This window comes from Polaromonas glacialis (assembly GCF_000709345.1).
Classification (GTDB): Bacteria; Pseudomonadota; Gammaproteobacteria; order Burkholderiales; family Burkholderiaceae_C; genus Polaromonas; species Polaromonas glacialis.
The window spans coordinates 2,487,617-2,506,991 of record NZ_KL448323.1 but is presented as its reverse complement, the minus strand read 5'-3'; the positions used below and the strand labels follow the sequence as shown (position 1 = coordinate 2,506,991).

The window sequence follows — 19,375 nt, the reverse complement described above, 5'->3', positions numbered from 1 at the left end:
AGCGGGCTCATGCCAGCCATCTCATTCCAGTCCGTCTCCAAAACCTATCCTCCCCCGCGAAACCAGCCCGGCACCGGCCTCCAGGCCCTGGACCATGTCAGCTTCGACATCCAGCAGGGCGAATTCTTCGGCTTGCTCGGTCCCAACGGCGCCGGCAAGACCACCCTCATCAGCATTCTGGCGGGACTGTCCCATGCCAGCAGCGGCCGTGTGCTGGTGCATGGCAGCGACGTGCTGCTCGACTATGCCAACGCCCGGCGCAAGCTCGGCGTGGTGCCGCAGGAACTGGTGTTCGACCCCTTCTTCACCGTCCGCGAGGCGCTGCGCATCCAGTCGGGCTATTTCGGCATCAAGCGCAACGACGACTGGATCGACGAGTTGCTGGCCAGCCTGGGCCTGGCCGACAAGGGCAACGCCAACATGCGCCAGCTTTCGGGCGGCATGAAGCGCCGGGTTCTGGTGGCCCAGGCGCTGGTGCACAAGCCGCAGGTCATCGTGCTCGACGAGCCGACGGCCGGCGTCGATGTGGAACTGCGCCAGACCCTGTGGCAGTTCATCGCCAGGCTCAACAAGCAGGGCAGCACCGTGCTGCTGACCACCCATTATCTGGAAGAAGCCGAGGCCCTGTGCAGCCGCATCGCCATGCTCAAGCAGGGCCGGGTGGTTGCGCTGGCGCAAACGTCCGACCTGCTCAGCGCGGCTTCCAGCAATGTCCTGCGCTTCAAGATTGATAGCGAACTTCCCCTGCACCTGGCGCGCCAGGCCCGTATTACAGGCCGAATCGTGCAGTTTCCGGCACACAATGCGCGTGAAATCGAGCAGTACCTGGCGGCCGTCCGCGAAGCCGGGCTGGTGGCCGAGGACGTGGAAATCCGCAAGGCCGACCTGGAAGACGTGTTCCTTGAAGTGATGAATGAAAAAGAGGTGAAGGAACCCATGGCGATGGACCTGGCCGGAGCCATGAAATGACCGGCTGGCAAACGCTTTTCTACAAGGAAGTGCTGCGATTCTGGAAGGTCGGTTTCCAGACCGTCGGCGCGCCGGTGCTGACGGCCGTGCTCTACATGCTGATCTTCGGCCATGTGCTGCAGGGGCAGGCGCTGGTCTATGGCAAGGTGAACTACACCGCTTTCCTGGTGCCCGGCCTGGTGATGATGAGCGTGCTGCAGAACTCGTTCGCCAACAGCTCGTCGTCGCTGATCCAGAGCAAGATCATGGGCAGCCTGGTGTTCGTGCTGCTCACGCCGCTGTCGCACTGGCACTGGTTCTGGGCCTATGTCGGCTCGTCGGTGGTGCGCGGCCTGATGGTGGGCACGGGCGTGTTTGTCGTCACGGTGTTTTTCGGTCAGCCCGGCTTCGTGGCGCCGCTGTGGATCGTGCTGTTCGCCGTGCTGGGTTCGGCCATGCTGGGCGCGCTGGGTGTGATTGCCGGCCTGTGGGCCGAAAAATTCGACCAGATGGCGACCTTCCAGAACTTCATCATCATGCCGATGACCTTTCTGAGCGGGGTTTTCTACTCCATTCATTCCCTGCCGCCGTTCTGGCAGAAGATCAGCCACCTGAACCCGTTTTTCTACATGATCGACGGCTTTCGCTACGGCTTTTTCGGCGTCAGCGACGTCTCGCCGTGGCTCAGCCTGGGGCTGGTGCTGGCGGCGTTTCTGGTCATCAGCGCGGTGGCCGTCAACATGCTGCGCACCGGCTACAAAATAAGAATATGACCCCCACGGTCGCCCACTGCGTGTGGCTCCCTGCCCCCCGAGGGGGCTGCTGCGCCTGCGGTCCGGCAAAACCGGTCCCGCGGCCCCTGCTGGAGTAGAGGGGTTTCCTCTATGCTTGCTCTTTTTCAAAAATATTTATGACCAGCGAAGAACTTCAAACCATCATTGCCGCAGGCCTGCCTTGCGAGCACCTCGAACTGTCCGGCGACGGCCGGCACTGGTATGCCACCATCGTGTCCAGCGCCTTTGAAGGCCAGCGCCTGATCCAGCGGCACCAGCGCGTCTATGCCACGCTGGGTGGACGGCTGCAGACCGATGAGGTCCATGCGCTGTCGATGAAAACCTTCACGCCCGCCGAATGGGCAGCCAACAGCGCGAACTGAACAAAGAATCATGGACAAACTACGCATCAAGGGCGGCAAGTCCCTGGCCGGTTCGGTCGAAATCTCGGGCGCCAAAAACGCGGCACTGCCTGAACTGTGCGCGGCCCTGCTGACCGCCGACGCGGTCACGCTGCAAAACGTTCCCGGCCTGCAGGACGTGACGACCATGCTCAAGCTGATCTGCAACATGGGCGTCGAGGTCGAGCGCAGCGCAAGCGTTCCCGGCACCGTCACCCTCAATGCCGGCCCGCTGAGTTCGCCCGAAGCGCCTTACGAACTGGTCAAGACCATGCGCGCCTCGGTGCTGGCGCTGGGGCCGCTGCTGGCGCGCTTCGGCGAGGCCACGGTGTCGCTGCCCGGCGGCTGCGCCATCGGCTCGCGGCCGGTGGACCAGCACATCAAGGGCATGCAGGCCATGGGCGCGGACATCACCGTCGAGCACGGCTACATGCTGGCCAAGCTGCCCAAGGGCCAGACGCGCCTGAAGGGCGCCAGCATCACCACTGACATGGTGACCGTGACCGGCACCGAGAATTTCCTGATGGCCGCCACGCTGGCCGAAGGCGAGACCATCCTCGAAAACGCCGCGCAGGAGCCCGAAATCGGCGACCTGGCCGAAATGCTCATCAAGATGGGCGCCAACATCGAAGGCCACGGCACCCGCCGAATCCGCATCCAGGGCGTCGAACGGCTGCACGGCTGCACGCACCAGGTGGTGGCCGACCGCATCGAAACCGGCACCTTCCTGTGCGCGGTGGCGGCAGCAGGCGGCGATGTGGTCCTGAGGCATGGCCGCGCCGAGCACCTCGACGTAGTGATTGAAAAGCTGCGCGAAGCCGGCGCCACCATCACGGCGGGCGAGGGCTTCATCCGCATTCAGGCCAGCGGCCGCATGAAGGCCCAGTCCTTCCGCACCACCGAATACCCCGGTTTTCCGACCGACATGCAGGCCCAGTTCATGGCGCTCAACGCCATCGCGCAGGGCACCAGCACGGTGACCGAGACGATCTTTGAAAACCGCTTCATGCACGTCAATGAAATGGTGCGCCTGGGCGCCAAAATCCAGATCGAAGGCAAGGTCTGCGTCATCGAAGGGGTGGAAAGGCTGTCGGGCGCCACCGTCATGGCGACCGACCTGCGCGCCTCGGCCAGCCTGGTGATTGCCGGCCTGGTCGCCAGCGGTGAAACCTTTGTCGAACGCATCTACCACCTCGACCGGGGTTATGACCAGATGGAAGCCAAGCTGCGCGGCATTGGTGCCGACATTGAAAGGCTCAAGGCATGATCACGCTCGCGCTCTCCAAAGGCCGTATCTTCGACGACATCCTGCCGCTGCTCAGGTCCGCCGGCATCGAGGTGCTCGACGATCCGGAAAAGTCCCGCAAGCTCATTTTGGACACCAACCAGAGCGACCTGCGCGTGGTGCTGGTACGCGCCACCGACGTGCCGACCTATGTGCAGTACGGCGGCGCCGACATCGGCGTGGTCGGCAAGGACACGCTGCTCGAGTCAGGCAGCCAGGGGCTGTACCAGCCGCTCGACCTGCAGATTGCCAAATGCCGCATCAGCGTGGCGGTGCGCGAGGGATTCGACTATGCGGCTGCCGTCAAACAGGGTTCGCGCCTGAAGGTGGCGACGAAATACGTCGAGATTTCGCGCGACTTCTTTGCCACCAAGGGCGTTCACGTCGACCTGATCAAGCTCTACGGCAGCATGGAGCTGGCGCCGCTGACCGGGCTGGCCGACGCGATTGTCGATCTGGTCTCGACCGGCAACACGCTCAAGGCCAACCACCTGGTCGAGGTCGAGCGCATCATGGACATCAGCTCGCACCTGGTCGTGAACCAGACCGCGCTCAAGCTCAAGCAGGCGCCGATCCGCAAGCTGATCGACGCTTTCTCGTCGGCCTGCGCGCAGGCCGCTGCAAACCGGTAAAATCCAAAACGCTATGAATTTGCTAGCTACTCCCGCCCGACTGTCCTGCGCAGAATCCACATTTGAGTCTGAATTCAAGGCCCGGCTGCACTGGTCGGCCGACACCGACACTGCCATCGAGCAGCGCGTCGCCGACATCCTGCTAGAGGTGCGGCAGCGCGGCGATGCGGCGGTGCTGGACTACACCGCCCGCTTCGACGGGCTAAGCGCCGCCTCGATGGCCGAACTCGAACTGACGCAGGCCGAATTGAAGGCCGCGTTCGAGTCGATTCCCGCCGCCCAGCGCGATGCCCTGCAGGCCGCTGCCCGCCGCGTGCGTACCTATCACGAGGCGCAGAAGAAGGCCAGCGGCGAAAGCTGGAGCTACCGCGACGAGGACGGCACGCTGCTGGGCCAGAAGGTCACGCCGCTGGACCGTGTCGGCATCTACGTGCCCGGCGGCAAGGCGGCGTACCCGTCGTCTGTGCTGATGAACGCGATTCCCGCGCATGTGGCCGGCGTCAAGGAGATCATCATGGTCGTTCCCACGCCCCGGGGCGAGAAAAACGCACTGGTGCTGGCCGCCGCCTACGTCGCTGGCGTGACGCGCGCCTTCACCATCGGCGGCGCGCAGGCGGTGGCCGCGCTGGCCTACGGCACGGCGACGGTGCCCAAGGTAGACAAGATCACCGGCCCCGGCAATGCCTACGTCGCCAGCGCCAAGAAACGCGTGTTCGGCACCGTCGGCATCGACATGATTGCCGGGCCGTCGGAGATTTTGGTGCTGGCCGACGGCACGACGCCCGCCGACTGGGTGGCGATGGATTTGTTCAGCCAGGCCGAGCACGACGAACTGGCGCAAAGCATCCTGCTGTGCCCCGACGCCGCCTACATCGACGCCGTGCAGCAAGCCATCAACCGCCTGCTGCCCTTGATGCCGCGCGCCGACATCATCGCCAAATCGCTCAGTGACCGGGGCGCCTTGATCCTGACCCGCAGCATGGAAGAGGCCTGCGAGATTTCCAACCGCATCGCGCCCGAGCACCTGGAAGTCTCCAGCCGCGACCCGCACCGCTGGGAGCCGCTCTTGCGCCACGCCGGCGCGATTTTCCTCGGCGCCTACACCAGCGAAAGCCTGGGCGACTACTGCGCCGGCCCCAACCACGTGCTGCCGACCAGCGGCACGGCGCGCTTTTCCAGTCCGCTCGGCGTGTATGACTTCCAGAAGCGCTCCAGCCTGATCGAGGTCAGCGAAGCCGGCGCCCAGATTCTTGGCCCGATTGCCGCCGAACTCGCCTATGGCGAAGGCCTGCAGGCGCATGCCCGCGCCGCCGAACTGCGCCTGAACACCGTGCCCGACATGAGAAAACCCAACCAATGACCGCGCCTGATTCCACCCTCGATCCGAAACTCAAGAAACTGATCCGCCAGGATGTGCAGTCCATGCACGCCTATGCCATCCAGGACTCGGCCGGAATGGTCAAGCTCGATGCCATGGAAAACCCGCACCGGCTTCCCGCCGCGCTGCAGGCGCACCTGGGCCAGCGCCTCGGTGCGCTGGCGCTGAACCGTTACCCGGATGGCCGCGTCAACGACCTGCGCAAGGCACTGGCCGACTACGCGCAGATGCCCGAGGGCTTCGACATCATGCTGGGTAACGGCTCGGACGAGCTGATCGCGCTGCTGGCGCTGGCCTGCGACGTGCCGGGCGGCTCGGTGCTGGCGCCGCTCCCGGGCTTCGTGATGTACGCCATGAGCGCGCAGCTGCAAGGCCTCAAATTCATCGGCGTTGACCTGACGCCCGACTTTGAACTCGACGAAGCCGCGATGCTCGCTGCCATTGCCGAGCACAAGCCGTCCATCACCTACCTGGCCTATCCGAACAACCCGACGGCCAATCTTTGGGACGATGCGGTGATTGAAAAGATCATCGAGGCGGTCGGCGAGCAGGGCGGCCTGGTCGTGATGGACGAGGCCTACCAGCCGTTCGCCGGCAAGAGCTATGCAAGCCGCATGACCGGGCACGGCCATGTGCTCTTGATGCGCACGCTGAGCAAGTTCGGCCTGGCCGGCGTTCGCCTGGGCTACATGATCGGGCCAAAGGCTCTGATTGCCGAGATCGACAAGGTGCGCCCGCCCTACAACATCAGCGTGCTGAACTACGAATGCGCGCTGTTTGCGCTCGAACACCGCGATGTGTTCGAAGCCCAGGCGCAGGAACTGATCAGCCAGCGCGGCCTGCTGTTCGACGCGCTCGGCGCCTTGCCGGGCGTCAAGGCCTGGCCTAGCCACGCCAACATGATCCTGATCCGCGTGCCCGATGCGGCGCACACCTTCGACGGCTTGCGAAATCGCAAGGTGCTGGTCAAGAATATTTCTAAAATGCATCCTTTGCTGGCCAACTGCCTGCGCCTGACCGTCGGCACTGCCGAAGAAAACGCGCAATTGCTGGCCGCGCTTGAACAATCCCTATGACGACTTCCACCATTGCCTCCTTGCCCGCTCCGCGCACCGCCGAGGTGTCGCGCAACACCGCCGAAACCAAGATCACCGTCAAGCTCAACCTGGACGGCACCGGCCAGGCCTCTCTAGCCACGGGCATCGGCTTTTTCGACCACATGCTCGACCAGATTGCCAGGCACGGGCTGATCGACCTGGACATCCACGCCGTGGGCGACCTGCACATCGACGGTCACCACACGGTGGAAGATGTCGGCATCACGCTCGGGCAGGCCGTGGCGCAGGCCGTGGGCGACAAGAAAGGCCTGCGCCGCTACGGCCACGCCTATGTGCCGCTCGATGAAGCGCTGTCGCGCGTGGTGATCGATTTCTCGGGCCGGCCTGGGCTGGTCATGAACGTGCCCTTCAAGAGCGGCATGATCGGCACCTTCGACAGCCAGCTGGCCTACGAATTCTTCCAGGGCTTCGTCAACCATGCGTTTGTCACGCTGCACATCGACAACCTCAAGGGCGAAAACGCGCATCACCAGGCTGAAACGGTGTTCAAGGCCTTTGCCCGCGCCCTGCGCATGGCGCTGGAAATCGATCCGCGTTCGGTCGGCGTGATTCCTTCGACCAAGGGTTCGCTGTAAACCACACGATTTCACTGCTGTTCAGGCATGTTTTAGGCCTTTTGCGCACGTCCGGCGGGCGCAAGCAGCTATTCAATCAATAGCAATATAAATTTTCCCCGAATGTCCAAATTGAAAACGGTGGCAGTGGTCGATTACGGTTCGGGCAACCTGCGCTCGGTCTCTCAGGCGGTCCGGCATGTGGTGCAGGGCACGGGTTATGAGGTGCTGGTCACGTCCAACCCGCAGGACGTGCTGGACGCCGAGCGCGTCGTGCTGCCCGGCCAGGGCGCGATGCATGACTGCATGCTGGCGCTCGAACACTCGGGCATGCTCGGCGCCGTGCTGCATGCCGCCGCCAGCAAGCCGCTGTTTGGCGTGTGCGTCGGCATGCAGATGCTGCTCGACAACAGCCACGAGGGGCTGGATGGCGCTCCCACGCCCGGCCTGGGGCTGATCCATGGCGAGGTCGTCAAGTTCGACCTGGCCGGGCAACTGCAGCCCGACGGCAGCCGCTACAAGGTGCCGCAAATGGGCTGGAACCAGGTCTACCAGGCGCATCCTGACGGCGCAAAGGCCCATCCGGTCTGGGACGGCGTGCCTGACGGCGCTTATTTCTATTTTGTGCACAGCTTTTACGCCTGTCCGTCTGATAAGCGCCACATCGCGGGCGAAGCCGACTACGGCGGGCGCTTTGCGGCGGCGATAGCGCGCGATAATATTTTTGCCACCCAGTTCCACCCCGAAAAAAGTGCCGACCAGGGGCTGGCGCTGTACCGTAATTTCCTGCACTGGAATCCCTGAACCGCCTTTTGCTTCCTCCGGATGCGCTCATGCAAGGGCGAATCTTTTTTTAACCTCACTAACTGCTTTTCCTTAGCCCAACATGCTCCTCATCCCCGCGATTGACCTCAAAGACGGCCACTGCGTCCGTCTGAAACAAGGCGACATGGACCAGTCCACCATTTTCAGCGAAGACCCGGCGGCCATGGCGCGCAACTGGGTCAGCAAGGGCGCGCGCCGCCTGCACCTGGTGGACCTGAACGGCGCATTCGCGGGCAGGCCCAGGAATGAAGCGGCGATCAAACGCATCCTGGCCGAGGTGGGCAGCGAGATCGACGTGCAGCTGGGAGGCGGCATCCGGGATCTCGACACCATCGAACGCTACCTCGACGCCGGCCTGCGCTACGTCATCATCGGCACGGCGGCGGTGAAGAATCCGGGCTTTCTGCAGGACGCCTGCACCGCTTTTGGCGGCCACATCATCGTCGGGCTCGACGCGAAAGACGGCAAGGTGGCCACCGACGGCTGGAGCAAGCTGACCGGCCACGAGGTCGTTGATCTGGCGAAGAAATTCCAGGACTACGGCGTCGAATCCATCATCTACACCGACATCGGCCGCGACGGCATGCTCAGCGGCATCAACATGGAAGCCACCGTGAAGCTGGCGCAGGCGTTGACGATCCCGGTGATCGCCTCGGGCGGCCTGTCGAACATGGCCGACATCGAAGCACTGTGCGCCGTCGAGGACGAAGGTGTGCAGGGCGTGATCTGCGGCCGCTCGATCTACAGCGGCGACCTGGATTTCGAAGCGGCGCAAGAGCGCGCTGACGAGCTAAATGGCTGAGCGCGCTGCTGACGCGCGGAAAGCCTGGCAACGGAGCGCGCATCTGCCAGCCAGCCAGGGCCACGGAACCGGCTTCGCCGGGCCGCAGGCTGCAGGCTGCGGCTCCAAGCCCGCCTGTGCGGGCTTGGACAGCCTGCAGATGCGCCGCCTCTGGCGGCGTGGCGCCCTGCAAGGGCAGCGGCCCCCTCGGGGGGCAGGTAGCCACACGCAGTGGGCGACCGTGGGGGCTTATGTTAGCTAAACGCATCATTCCCTGCCTCGACGTGACCGGCGGCCGGGTCGTCAAGGGCGTCAATTTCGTCGAACTGCGCGACGCCGGTGACCCGGTGGAGATTGCCGCCCGCTACAACGACCAGGGCGCCGACGAACTCACGTTTCTCGACATCACTGCCACCAGCGACGGGCGCGACCTGATCCTGCACATCATCGAGGCCGTGGCATCGCAGGTGTTCATTCCGCTGACGGTTGGCGGCGGCGTGCGCACGGTCGAGGACGTGCGCCGGCTGCTCAACGCCGGCGCCGACAAGACCAGTTTCAACTCGGCCGCGCTGGCCAATCCGCAGGTTATCACCGACGCCTCGGCCAAGTACGGCGCCCAGTGCATCGTCGTGGCGATTGACGCCAAGCGCCGCAGCGACGAGGACGCCTTGGTGCGCGGCGCGGGCTGGGACGTGTACAGCCACGGCGGGCGCAAGAACACCGGCCTCGACGCCGTGGCCTGGGCCAGCGAGATGGCGCGGCGCGGCGCGGGCGAAATCCTGCTGACCAGCATGAACCGAGACGGTACCAAGTCGGGCTTCGACCTGGAACTGACGCGCGCCGTGAGCGATGCCGTCAGCGTGCCGGTGATCGCCTCGGGCGGCGTCGGCACGCTGGACCATCTGGCCGATGGCGTGCAACTGGGCGGCGCCGATGCGGTGCTGGCCGCCAGCATCTTCCATTACGGCGAATTTACTGTCGGGCAAGCCAAGCGGCACATGGCGGCACGCGGCATTCCGGTCCGGCTCTAGTCTTTAAGCTTTTTTGGCCTTTTGCGCATGCTGGACGTGCGCAAAAAGCTATTGATTTCATAGCAGTTTGAGCGTGCGTCCTGGCGCACAGTCATCACGGACAATACCCTCATGAATTGGTTAGACACGGTCCGTTGGGACGACAAGGGCCTGGTGCCCGTCATTGCGCAGGAAGCCGGCAGCGGCGATGTGCTGATGTTTGCCTGGATGAACCGCGAGGCGCTGCAAAAAACCGCCGAACTCGGCCAGGCGGTGTACTTCAGCCGCTCGCGCAATCGCCTGTGGCACAAGGGCGAAGAGTCCGGCCACTTCCAGGTGGTGCATGAAATCCGGCTCGACTGCGACAGCGACGTGGTACTGCTCAAGATCACGCAACTCGGCCACGAACCAGGCATCGCCTGCCACACCGGCCGCCACAGCTGCTTTTTCAGCCTTTACCAGGACGGACAGTGGGTTGCTGCCGAACCGGTCTTGAAAGACCCCGCCAGCATCTATAAATAGCCTGCAATGAACACCATGAATTCCAATGAAACCCTTGAGCGCCTGGCGCGCATCATAGAAACCCGCAAGCCCGGGCAGGGCGGCGACCCCTCAACCAGCTACGTGGCACGCCTGCTGCACAAAGGCCCCGATGCTTTCCTGAAGAAAATCGGCGAGGAAGCCACCGAGACCGTGATGGCCGCCAAGGACATCGACCACGGCGGCGCCACGCCCGAACTGCAAGGCAAGCTGGTTGGCGAGGTGGCCGACCTGTGGTTTCATTCGCTGATTGCGCTGGCGCACTACAACCTGCGGCCTGCCGATGTGCTGGCCGAACTGGAGCGCCGCGAAGGCACCAGCGGCATCGAGGAAAAGGCGCTGCGCAAGGCGCAGCACCGCGAAGCCACCAACGACTGAGGAAGGGAGCTACCCATGCGCGACGACATTGTGACGATAGAGCCCGACGAAGGGCTGAAAACCTGGGGCTGGGTCAGCTATTTGCTGCACCTGGTGGTCGCGGTGGCGGCCGTGTTGCCCGGTGCCCAGGTATCCATAGCCCTGCTGGTGGTGGCGCTGGTCATTGACCTGGTCAAGCGCGGCGACGCGGCCAACACCTGGCAGGCCTCGCACTTCAGCTGGCGCATACGCTCGGTGATCTGGGCCGGCGTGCTCTACCTGCTGACTTCCTGGCTCTGGCTGCTGTTCATCGTGCCCGGCTGGATTGCCTGGGGCCTGATCTCGGTCTGGTTTTTGTACCGCATCGTCAAGGGCATGGTGCGCATGAATGCCGGCCGCTCGGTGGAGGCCGCATGAGCCATCCGGACAATTGCCTTTTCTGCAAGATCGCCGCCGGCGCCATTCCCAGCCGCAAGGTGTACGAGGATGATGAACTGTTCGTCTTTCACGACATCCATCCCTGGGCGCCGGTGCATTTCCTGATGATTCCCAAAACGCATATTGCTTCAATGGCGCAGCTAGGCCCGGAGCATGCGGCGCTCATGGGACGCATGATGGTGCTGGCGCCGCGACTGGCGATCGAGCAGGGCTGCAATCCCTACCCCGAAGGGGGGTTTCGCATCGTCACCAATACCGGTGCCGAAGGCGGCCAGGAAGTGCAGCACCTGCACCTGCACGTCATTGGCGGCCCCCGGCCGTGGCTCCGGGGCTGAACGGACTGGTTTTTTTAACTACCCTGCAGGCTTGCAGGGTCATAGGCGCTGTCACATGGGGCCTTTAGAATCAGGCTTTATCGCAAACATGGCAGTCAACCGACTGCTTACAGATTAGGAGATGACTATGGGTGGATTTTCCATATGGCACTGGTTGATCGTGCTGTTGATCGTGGTGATGGTGTTCGGCACCAAAAAACTCAGGAACATGGGCGGCGACCTGGGCGGCGCAGTCAAGGGTTTCAAGGACGGCATGAAGGATGGCGGCCAGCCGCCCGAGGATGAAAAGCCGGTGGTTGCCGCCAGTCAGGTGAGCAATGCCCAGGCCAAGGCCACGTCGGAGCGCAACACGATTGACGTCGAAGCCCGGCAAAAGCCCTGATGCATGCCGGAACTTTCCTTTCTTCGCGTTCAACGCGTTACGGGGCTGAGCTGCCGTGATTGACCTGGGCATCTCCAAAATCGCCCTGATCGGCGCGGTCGCGCTGATCGTCATCGGGCCTGAAAAGCTGCCGCGCCTAGCGCGTACCGTGGGCACGCTGCTGGGCAAGGCGCAGCGCTACGTCAACGATGTCAAGCAGGAAGTGAACCGTTCCATGGAGCTCGACGAGTTCCGGAAAATGAAGGAAACCGTCGAGGAAGCAGCCCGCGACGTCGAGGGCTCGATCCGCACCGGCGCCACTGATTTTGAAAAATCGTGGTCCGACACGTCAACCTCCACCACGTCCGACGACTTGTCCGGCTTCGAGGTCTTTCCCGAATACCGGCATCCGAAAAAGAAGTGGCGGCTCAAGCGCGGCGCCACGCCGCAATGGTTCAAGGCCCGCTCGGGCATTCGCACCAAGGCCCAGTCCGGCGCGGCCCGGGTGGCACGATTTCGTCCGCAGCCCAGCCGCAAGGCCTGAAGCATTCCCCTGAATTTCTTGTTGCGCGCAGACCGGCGCAACTCACACAGCGCAAACTTCCTCCATGAGCGATCCCAACCCCACCGGCGGCGACAAGCCCGACGAGCTCGCAGGCACCGAGCAGCCTTTCGTGCAGCACCTCATGGAGCTGCGCGACCGGCTGATCAAGGCCGTGATCGCCATTGGCATCGCGGCAGGCATCCTGGCGCTGTTTCCCGGACCGGGCGCGCTGTATGACCTGATGGCCGCGCCGCTGGTGGCCAGCCTGCCCAAGGGCGCAACCCTGATCGCCACCAACGTCGTGTCGCCGTTTGTCGTGCCGATCAAGATTCTCTTCATGGCAGCCTTCATGATCGCGCTGCCCGTGGTCCTTTACCAGGTGTGGGCTTTCGTCGCGCCGGGCCTGTATTCGCACGAAAAAAAGCTGGTGATGCCGCTGGTGGTGTCGAGCACGCTGCTGTTTTTCATCGGTGTGGCGTTTTCCTACTATGTGGTGTTTGGCCAGGTGTTCAGGTTCATCCAGAGCTTTGCGCCCAAGTCGATCACCGCAGCGCCGGACATCGAGGAATACCTGAACTTCGTGCTTGGCATGTTCCTGGCTTTCGGGCTGGCCTTCGAGGTGCCGATCGCGGTCATTTTGCTGGTACGCATGGGCGTGCTGACGGTTGCTCAGTTGCGTGAATACCGGGGCTACTTCTGGGTGGCCGCCGCCGTGGGCACCGCGCTGGTCACGCCGCCCGATGCCGGCTCGATGATCATGCTGCTGATGGTGGTGGGCGGGCTGTACGAGGTCGGCATCCTGGCCGCGCAGATGTTCCTCAAAAGCACCAAGGCGCCCGACACCGACACGGAAGTTGCCAAATCCTGAAACCTCGCTGGTTTTGAATGAATATGGCCGTTTACGCAGTGGCCATGAGAATTTATAGCTATAGATTCAATAGCAAATACGCGTGTTCAAAGCAACGGTCTCAGGCCCGGGCCGTTGCCACGAATCAGCAGCGCGCCTTCAGCGCTGCACTCTGGGCCGCTGGCGCTGGGCCGGTGTCACCGAAATGTCCACCGGACCGTCGCCGCGCAGCACCTTGAGCGGTGCGGGCGTGCCGGGCTTGAGCGCGGCGACCGCCGTCAGCAACTGGCTGACATTGCGGACCGGGTGGCCATCGACGGCCATGATCACGTCGCCAGGCCGGATGCCGCCCAGGGCGGCGGGTCCGTTTTGCAGGACGCCCGTGATGATCACGCCTCCGGCCTTGGCCGCTTCCGGCTTGAGCTTGAAGGCCTCGATCAGTTCGGCATTGAGTTCCTGCGGCTCCACGCCAATCCAGCCCCGTGTCACCTGGCCTTCGGTCACGATGCCTTCGAGCACCTGCTTGGCAGTGGACACGGGAATGGCAAAACCAATGCCCATGGAGCCGCCCGAGCGCGAATAGATGGCGGTGTTGATGCCCAGCAGGTTGCCGTTGACATCGACCAGTGCGCCGCCCGAGTTGCCGGGGTTGATCGCCGCGTCGGTCTGGATGAAGTTTTCAAAGGTGTTGATGCCCAGCTGGTTGCGGCCCAGCGCGCTGACGATGCCGCCGGTCACGGTCTGGCCCACGCCAAACGGGTTGCCGATGGCCAGCACCGGGTCTCCCACCTGAAGCTCGTCCGAGTTGCCCAGGACAATCACCGGCAGCTTGTCCAGGTCGATCTTGAGGATGGCCAGGTCGGTGTCGGGGTCGGTGCCGATCACCTTCGCCCGGGTCTTGCGGGTGTCGTTGAGAACCACTTCGATTTCATCGGCGCCTTCGACCACATGGTTGTTGGTCAGGATGTAGCCGCTTGCGCTCACGATCACGCCGCTGCCCAGGCCTGCCTGTGCTTCGCCCGGGTTCTGGTCGCCGAAGAAAAACCGGAACCACGGGTCGTTCATTTGCGGGTTCTTGACGGCGGCCTTGCTGGTGTTGATGCTCACCACAGCCGCCGACGCAATTTTTGCCGCCTGCGCAAAGCTGCCGATGGGGCCGGCCGGACCGCCGGCGCGCGGCAGGCTGCTGGCGGGGGCTTCGATGACTGAAACGCCGCCAATCGTGGCGCGCCGGTTCAGCCATTGCGGCTGGAGCGTGGCGACGACGAAATAAGCCGCCACCAAAACAGTGACAGTCTGGGAAAACAGGAGCCAGGTGCGCTTCATGGATCAAAAAAGGAGTTGGCTGGCGTGAAAGAAAAACGGCTTCGGGCGGTGCAGCCCCTCTGCAGGCCGCCGAACACGTATTGTGCTTTATGCCGGATGCCCCGGCGTAGGACGAAAGCCACTGGAAAGCCATCAGCACAGGAAAAAAATCCAGAATCCCCGGCAGGCCGGGCTTGCCTGAGACAATCCCGGCATGAACACCACAACGAGACAAGAGTTGCTGGCGGCGTTTGACGCGCTGCTGCAGCCGGGGCGCTTCAAGGACTACGGCCCCAACGGCCTGCAGGTGGAAGGCAAACCGCAGGTGCGCCGGATGGTTTCCGGCGTCACGGCCAGCCGGGCGCTGATCGAAGCGGCCATTGACGCGCGGGCCGATGCGATTTTTGTCCATCACGGCCTGTTCTGGCGCGGCCAGGACGGCTGCAACATCGGCCCGGTGGTCGGCTGGATGAAGCAGCGGCTGGCGCTGCTGCTGGCCCACGACATCAGCCTGTTTGCCTACCACCTGCCGCTCGATGCGCACCCTGAACTGGGCAACAATGCGCAGCTGGGGCGGCAGCTGGGCTTGACGGCCAGCAGCTGCTTCGGCGAGCAGAGCCTGGGGTTTCTGGGCGGGCGAAGCGATGGCGGCAGCTTTGCCACGGCCAGCGATCTGGCCCGGCTCATTGAAAATACGTTAAAAAGACCTGTCGCGCAGGTGGGGCCTGCGCATTCAGCTATCAAAAAAATAGCTTGGTGCAGCGGTGGCGCGCAAGGCTATTTCGAATCTGCCATTGCCGCTGGCGCCGACGCCTTCATCACCGGCGAGATTTCCGAGCCGCAGGCGCACCATGCGCGCGAAATGGGCGTGGCGTTCATGGCCTGCGGCCACCATGCCTCGGAGCGTTACGGCGCGCCGGCGGTTGCCTCGCATGTCGCGGCGCAATTCGGCATTCATCACCAGTTCATTGACATCGACAACCCTGCATGACGACCCCAACCGGCCCATTCCTCATCACCATGGGCGATGCCGCCGGCATCGGCCCTGAAATCATCGCGAAGGCCTTTGCCCAGTCACTGCAGGAACTGGCGGGCTGCGTGGTGGTCGGCGACGTGCCGACGCTGCGCCGCGCTGCCGCGTTGGTTGCTACGTCATCCGGAAATCCGGCGATGCCGGTCGCCGAACTTGATTCGCTGGCCGATCTGACGGCAGTGCCGCCGAACTGCATCGGCGTGCTGCAGAAGTGCGCACTGCCTGGCCTGGTTCCCTATGGACAGATCAGTGGCCTGGCCGGCAGGGCTGCGGCGGACTGCATCGTCTGGGCTGCCCGCGCGGTGCTGGCGGGCGAGGCTGCCGCCATGATTACTGCGCCAATCCACAAGGAGGCACTGTCAGCCGCCGGTGGATGGGCGGCGCGTTTCCCGGGCCATACTGAAATGCTGCAGGCCGAGGCCGCCGCGTTCCTGGGCAAGCCGGTGAGCGAAGTCCCGGTGCGCATGATGCTGGCCAACGACGAACTCAGGACCGTGCTGGTCAGCATCCACATGTCGCTCCGGCATGCGATTGACGCCGTGACCTTTGACAACGTGCTGCAGACCCTGCGGATTGCGCACCAGGCCCTCAGTGCCGGGCTGGGACGGCCCCCGCACATCGCCGTGGCGGGCCTGAATCCGCATGCCGGCGAAGGCGGGCTGTTTGGCACGGAGGAGCAATTGATCATTGCGCCGGCCATCGCCGCCGCCTTGCGCGAAGGCCTGGATGTGCGCGGTCCCTTTGCCCCCGACACGGTGTTCATGCGGGCGCGCAACACCGTCTCGAAACCCGGCGAGTTTGACGTGGTGGTGGCGATGTACCACGACCAGGGCCTGATTCCGGTCAAATACCTGGGAGTGGAGCAGGGCGTCAACGTCACGCTCGGATTGCCGCTGGTGCGCACCAGTCCGGACCATGGCACGGCTTTCGACATTGCCGGCACCGGCCGGGCTGACGCATCCAGCCTGCTGGCCGCGATACGGATGGCGCGCCTGCAGGCTGCGTAGTCAGCGTTTAAAGTGACTTTACCAGCCGCCGAATTAGCACTGGGCTGATTGGCGCTCATTGATGGCGGGAATCAGGGTTGGCGTTTCAGGCTGTCGCGGATTTCACGCAACAGCACGATGTCTTCTGCTGGCGCTGGCGCAGCGGCGACCGGGCGGGGTTTTCTGAGGCGGTTCATCTGCTTGATCATCATGAAGATGATGAAGGCCAGGATGATGAAATTCAGCGCCACCGTGATGAAGTTGCCGTAGGCGAAGACGGCGCCCGCCTTCTTCGCCTCGACCAGCGGCAGTCCGGTCGCCTGACCGGCCAGCGCGACATAGTAATTTGAGAAGTCGAGCCCCCCGAAGATCTTGCTGACCAGCGGCATGATCAGGTCGCCGACGATGGAATCGACGATTTTGCCGAAAGCCCCGCCAATGATCACGCCGACGGCCAGGTCCATCACATTGCCCTTGACGGCAAACTCCTTGAATTCCTGAATCATTCCCATGGTTTTACTCCGGTTTCTTGTGGTTGTTGTGCCTTCACGGCACTGCGGCTGGCGGCAAATAATTATGCTGTGTCGGCATGAATTGACAAGCTGCCTTGAAGGCCGGTTTGCAACAAACCATGCCTGCGCTTCAATCGCAAAGGGGTGGGGTGCGATGACCTCAAACCATTGCGAAGCCTTCAAATACCCCTTCCTGCTCCGCTACAATCGCGGGTTGATCCCCTACTATTCCTTTTTCAAGCCAGTTCTTGAAGGACTTTCATGACCCAAGCAAGCGTAATGGGCGCGCCACACGGCGCGCCTGTCGATAAAGATAAAAGAAACTGGATCGTCGCCACCTGTGCAGTAGGCGGAGCAGGCGTTGCTGCCGTGGCCGTGCCGTTCGTGAGCACTTTCCAGCCATCTGAAAGAGCCAAGGCGACAGGTGCTGCGGTCGAGGTCGATATTTCCGCCCTGAAGCCGGGCGAAAAGATGACCGTGGAGTGGCGTGGGAAACCGGTCTGGATCGTCAAGCGCACGCCCGAGCAGCTGGCCGCCCTGGCCCAGGTTGACGGCCAGCTGGCAGACCCCAAGTCCGAGCGCAAGCTGCCCGAGTGGACGCCTGAATACGCGCGCAATGAAACCCGTTCCATCAAGGCCGACACCCTGGTCGTGGTGGGCATTTGCCCGCACCTCGGCTGCTCGCCTTCCGACAAGTTCCAGACCGGCGCCCAGCCATCGCTGCCCGATGACTGGCACGGTGGCTTCCTGTGCCCTTGCCATGGATCGACATTTGACCTGGCCGGCCGCGTGTACAAGAACAAGCCTTCGCCTGACAACCTCGAAGTGCCACCGCATATGTACCTGTCGGATGCAAAGCTGCTGATTGGCGAAGACAAGAAGGCCTGAAGGCCCGTTACCTCTTTTCAAAAGACCCTGCCACCTGCGCTTGAAACCCTGCCGTTCCGCACTGTATCAATCCAAGGCCAAAGAAACTCACCGAACCAGGATCAGTCATGGCTGTATTCAAAGAAATTTCCCCCGATGCCCCGGTCGCTGACAAAGCGATGAACTGGCTGGACAACCGCTTTCCCGCCAGCAAACTCTACAAAGAGCACTTGAGCGAGTACTACGCGCCCAAGAATTTCAATTTCTGGTACATCTTCGGCTCACTCGCCCTGCTGGTGCTGGTCATCCAGATCGTCACGGGGATTTTCCTGACGATGAACTACAAGCCGGAAGCATCGCTGGCTTTTGGCTCGGTCGAATACATCATGCGCGATGTGCCTTGGGGCTGGCTGATCCGCTATATGCATTCGACCGGCGCTTCGGCCTTTTTCGTCGTGGTGTACATGCACATGTTCCGTGGACTGATCTACGGCAGCTACCGCAAACCGCGCGAGTTGATCTGGGTGTTTGGCTGCGCGATTTTTCTGGCGCTAATGGCCGAAGCCTTCATGGGCTACCTGCTGCCGTGGGGCCAGATGAGCTACTGGGGCGCCCAGGTCATCGTGAACCTGTTTGCCGCCATTCCGTTCATCGGCCCCGACCTGGCCCTGTTGATCCGCGGCGACTACGTGGTTGGCGATGCAACATTGAACCGTTTCTTTGCTTTCCACGTGATTGCCGTGCCGCTGGTCCTGCTGGGCCTGGTCGTGGCGCACATCATTGCACTGCACGAAGTCGGCTCCAACAATCCCGACGGCGTCGAGGTCAAGGGCCCGAACGCGCCGCGCGATGCCAACGGCCATCCGCTGGACGCCATTCCGTTCCACCCGTACTACACGGTGCATGATATTTTCGCCGTCAGCCTTTTCCTGATGATTTTCAGCGCCATCATTTTCTTTGCACCCGAGTTTGGCGGCTACTTCCTGGAGTACAACAACTTCATTCCCGCCGACCCGCTGAAAACGCCTCTTCACATCGCTCCGGTCTGGTACTTCACGCCCTACTACTCGATGCTGCGCGCCATCACCAGCGAGATGATGTATGCCCTGATCGCTTGCGTGCTGGCCGGCGCAGTGCTCGGTGTGCTCAAAGCCAAAATCGCCGGCCTTTTCAAGCTCGTCATCGTCGGTGCTGCCGTAGCGCTCGTCGGCGCGATGCTGCTGATCGACGCCAAGTTCTGGGGTGTCGTGGTCATGGGCGGCGCGGTCGTCATCCTGTTCTTCCTGCCGTGGCTGGACAACAGTGAAGTCAAGTCGATTCGCTACCGTCCGAGCTGGAACAAATACCTTTATGGTATTTTCGTGATCAACTTCCTGATCCTGGGCTACCTTGGCGTGCAGCCGCCCTCGGCCATTGGCGAACGTGTCTCGCAGGTCGGAACCCTGTTTTACTTCGGCTTTTTCTTGCTGATGCCGTGGTGGAGCCGGCTGGGCACTTTCAAGCGCGTTCCCGACCGCGTTATTTTTGCCGCCCACTGAGCAGGAA

24 protein-coding genes are annotated in these 19,375 nt (G+C 62.9%); 22 read left to right on the top strand and 2 right to left on the bottom strand.

The features are described from left to right. Nucleotides 1-9 precede the first annotated feature (9 nt). From EC86_RS0112395 to tatC, 18 genes are all read left to right on the top strand, one after another. Entirely contained in the window at nucleotides 10-969 is a 960-nt protein-coding gene (locus EC86_RS0112395) for an ABC transporter ATP-binding protein (protein ID WP_029525946.1), read from the top strand. After that, nucleotides 966-1,721, top strand: a complete 756-nt coding sequence (locus EC86_RS0112390) for an ABC transporter permease (protein ID WP_029525945.1) — start codon at nucleotides 966-968, stop codon at nucleotides 1,719-1,721. The genes EC86_RS0112395 and EC86_RS0112390 overlap by 4 nt, the downstream gene beginning before the upstream one ends. Nucleotides 1,722-1,858: 137 nt before the next feature. Next, nucleotides 1,859-2,104 (top strand): BolA family protein, encoded by a 246-nt coding sequence (locus EC86_RS0112385; protein ID WP_029525944.1) that lies wholly within the window; start codon nucleotides 1,859-1,861, stop codon nucleotides 2,102-2,104. Nucleotides 2,105-2,114: 10 nt separating this feature from the next. Then, nucleotides 2,115-3,389: a UDP-N-acetylglucosamine 1-carboxyvinyltransferase gene (murA, locus tag EC86_RS0112380; protein WP_029525943.1), complete on the top strand. Its 1,275-nt coding sequence runs from the start codon at nucleotides 2,115-2,117 to the stop codon at nucleotides 3,387-3,389. Then, a complete protein-coding gene (gene hisG / locus EC86_RS0112375; RefSeq protein WP_029525942.1) occupies nucleotides 3,386-4,039 on the top strand; it encodes an ATP phosphoribosyltransferase in 654 nt (217 codons plus the stop codon). The genes murA and hisG overlap by 4 nt, the downstream gene beginning before the upstream one ends. Nucleotides 4,040-4,052: 13 nt before the next feature. Next, the gene (hisD, locus tag EC86_RS0112370; protein ID WP_029525941.1) at nucleotides 4,053-5,399 is read left to right on the top strand and encodes a histidinol dehydrogenase; all 1,347 of its coding nucleotides are present in this window, start codon (nucleotides 4,053-4,055) and stop codon (nucleotides 5,397-5,399) included. Beyond that, entirely contained in the window at nucleotides 5,396-6,493 is a 1,098-nt protein-coding gene (gene hisC, locus EC86_RS0112365; protein ID WP_029525940.1) for a histidinol-phosphate transaminase, read from the top strand. Before hisD ends, hisC begins: the two co-directional genes overlap by 4 nt. Beyond that, nucleotides 6,490-7,110, top strand: a complete 621-nt coding sequence (hisB, locus tag EC86_RS0112360; protein WP_029525939.1) for an imidazoleglycerol-phosphate dehydratase HisB — start codon at nucleotides 6,490-6,492, stop codon at nucleotides 7,108-7,110. The genes hisC and hisB overlap by 4 nt, the downstream gene beginning before the upstream one ends. A gap of 102 nt (nucleotides 7,111-7,212) precedes the next feature. After that, entirely contained in the window at nucleotides 7,213-7,893 is a 681-nt protein-coding gene (gene hisH / locus EC86_RS0112355; protein WP_029525938.1) for an imidazole glycerol phosphate synthase subunit HisH, read from the top strand. 82 nt (nucleotides 7,894-7,975) lie between these two features. Next, on the top strand, nucleotides 7,976-8,716 hold the full coding sequence (gene hisA / locus EC86_RS0112350; protein WP_029525937.1) for a 1-(5-phosphoribosyl)-5-[(5-phosphoribosylamino)methylideneamino]imidazole-4-carboxamide isomerase: 741 nt from the start codon (nucleotides 7,976-7,978) through the stop codon (nucleotides 8,714-8,716). 230 nt (nucleotides 8,717-8,946) lie between these two features. Further along, the gene (gene hisF, locus EC86_RS0112340; RefSeq protein ID WP_029525934.1) at nucleotides 8,947-9,726 is read left to right on the top strand and encodes an imidazole glycerol phosphate synthase subunit HisF; all 780 of its coding nucleotides are present in this window, start codon (nucleotides 8,947-8,949) and stop codon (nucleotides 9,724-9,726) included. Between the two features lie 111 nt (nucleotides 9,727-9,837). Beyond that, nucleotides 9,838-10,227, top strand: coding sequence for a phosphoribosyl-AMP cyclohydrolase (gene hisI, locus EC86_RS0112335; RefSeq protein WP_029525933.1), 390 nt, complete (start codon nucleotides 9,838-9,840; stop codon nucleotides 10,225-10,227). Between the two features lie 15 nt (nucleotides 10,228-10,242). After that, nucleotides 10,243-10,623: a phosphoribosyl-ATP diphosphatase gene (locus EC86_RS0112330; protein WP_029525932.1), complete on the top strand. Its 381-nt coding sequence runs from the start codon at nucleotides 10,243-10,245 to the stop codon at nucleotides 10,621-10,623. Nucleotides 10,624-10,638: 15 nt separating this feature from the next. Next, nucleotides 10,639-11,019, top strand: a complete 381-nt coding sequence (locus EC86_RS0112325; protein ID WP_029525931.1) for a DUF4870 family protein — start codon at nucleotides 10,639-10,641, stop codon at nucleotides 11,017-11,019. Then, the gene (locus tag EC86_RS0112320; protein WP_029525930.1) at nucleotides 11,016-11,375 is read left to right on the top strand and encodes a histidine triad nucleotide-binding protein; all 360 of its coding nucleotides are present in this window, start codon (nucleotides 11,016-11,018) and stop codon (nucleotides 11,373-11,375) included. The genes EC86_RS0112325 and EC86_RS0112320 overlap by 4 nt, the downstream gene beginning before the upstream one ends. A 127-nt stretch (nucleotides 11,376-11,502) precedes the next feature. Beyond that, complete coding sequence (tatA, locus tag EC86_RS0112315) at nucleotides 11,503-11,757, top strand: Sec-independent protein translocase subunit TatA (protein ID WP_029525929.1); 255 nt, start codon at nucleotides 11,503-11,505, stop codon at nucleotides 11,755-11,757. A gap of 55 nt (nucleotides 11,758-11,812) precedes the next feature. Further along, nucleotides 11,813-12,280 (top strand): Sec-independent protein translocase protein TatB, encoded by a 468-nt coding sequence (tatB, locus tag EC86_RS0112310; protein WP_029525928.1) that lies wholly within the window; start codon nucleotides 11,813-11,815, stop codon nucleotides 12,278-12,280. A 64-nt stretch (nucleotides 12,281-12,344) separates the two neighbouring features. Then, nucleotides 12,345-13,148: a twin-arginine translocase subunit TatC gene (gene tatC / locus EC86_RS0112305; protein ID WP_029525927.1), complete on the top strand. Its 804-nt coding sequence runs from the start codon at nucleotides 12,345-12,347 to the stop codon at nucleotides 13,146-13,148. A gap of 138 nt (nucleotides 13,149-13,286) precedes the next feature. On the opposite strand, the gene EC86_RS0112300 is transcribed toward tatC, so the two are convergent. Further along, nucleotides 13,287-14,453 (bottom strand): S1C family serine protease, encoded by a 1,167-nt coding sequence (locus EC86_RS0112300; protein WP_029525926.1) that lies wholly within the window; start codon nucleotides 14,451-14,453, stop codon nucleotides 13,287-13,289. Between the two features lie 193 nt (nucleotides 14,454-14,646). On the opposite strand from EC86_RS0112300, the gene EC86_RS0112295 reads away from it, so the two are divergent. Together EC86_RS0112295 and pdxA are read left to right on the top strand one after the other, a co-directional pair. Then, nucleotides 14,647-15,423, top strand: coding sequence for a Nif3-like dinuclear metal center hexameric protein (locus EC86_RS0112295; protein ID WP_051675875.1), 777 nt, complete (start codon nucleotides 14,647-14,649; stop codon nucleotides 15,421-15,423). Further along, a complete protein-coding gene (pdxA, locus tag EC86_RS0112290; RefSeq protein WP_029525923.1) occupies nucleotides 15,420-16,472 on the top strand; it encodes a 4-hydroxythreonine-4-phosphate dehydrogenase PdxA in 1,053 nt (350 codons plus the stop codon). Before EC86_RS0112295 ends, pdxA begins: the two co-directional genes overlap by 4 nt. A gap of 71 nt (nucleotides 16,473-16,543) precedes the next feature. On the opposite strand, the gene mscL is transcribed toward pdxA, so the two are convergent. Then, the gene (mscL, locus tag EC86_RS0112285) at nucleotides 16,544-16,963 is read right to left on the bottom strand and encodes a large conductance mechanosensitive channel protein MscL (RefSeq protein ID WP_029525922.1); all 420 of its coding nucleotides are present in this window, start codon (nucleotides 16,961-16,963) and stop codon (nucleotides 16,544-16,546) included. A 261-nt stretch (nucleotides 16,964-17,224) separates the two neighbouring features. On the opposite strand from mscL, the gene petA reads away from it, so the two are divergent. After that, nucleotides 17,225-17,851 carry a ubiquinol-cytochrome c reductase iron-sulfur subunit gene (petA, locus tag EC86_RS0112280; RefSeq protein WP_051675873.1) on the top strand — a complete coding sequence of 209 codons (627 nt, stop codon included), beginning with the start codon at nucleotides 17,225-17,227 and terminating at the stop codon, nucleotides 17,849-17,851. 107 nt (nucleotides 17,852-17,958) lie between these two features. Further along, nucleotides 17,959-19,368 carry a cytochrome b gene (locus tag EC86_RS0112275; protein WP_029525920.1) on the top strand — a complete coding sequence of 470 codons (1,410 nt, stop codon included), beginning with the start codon at nucleotides 17,959-17,961 and terminating at the stop codon, nucleotides 19,366-19,368. Nucleotides 19,369-19,375: the final 7 nt, after the last annotated feature.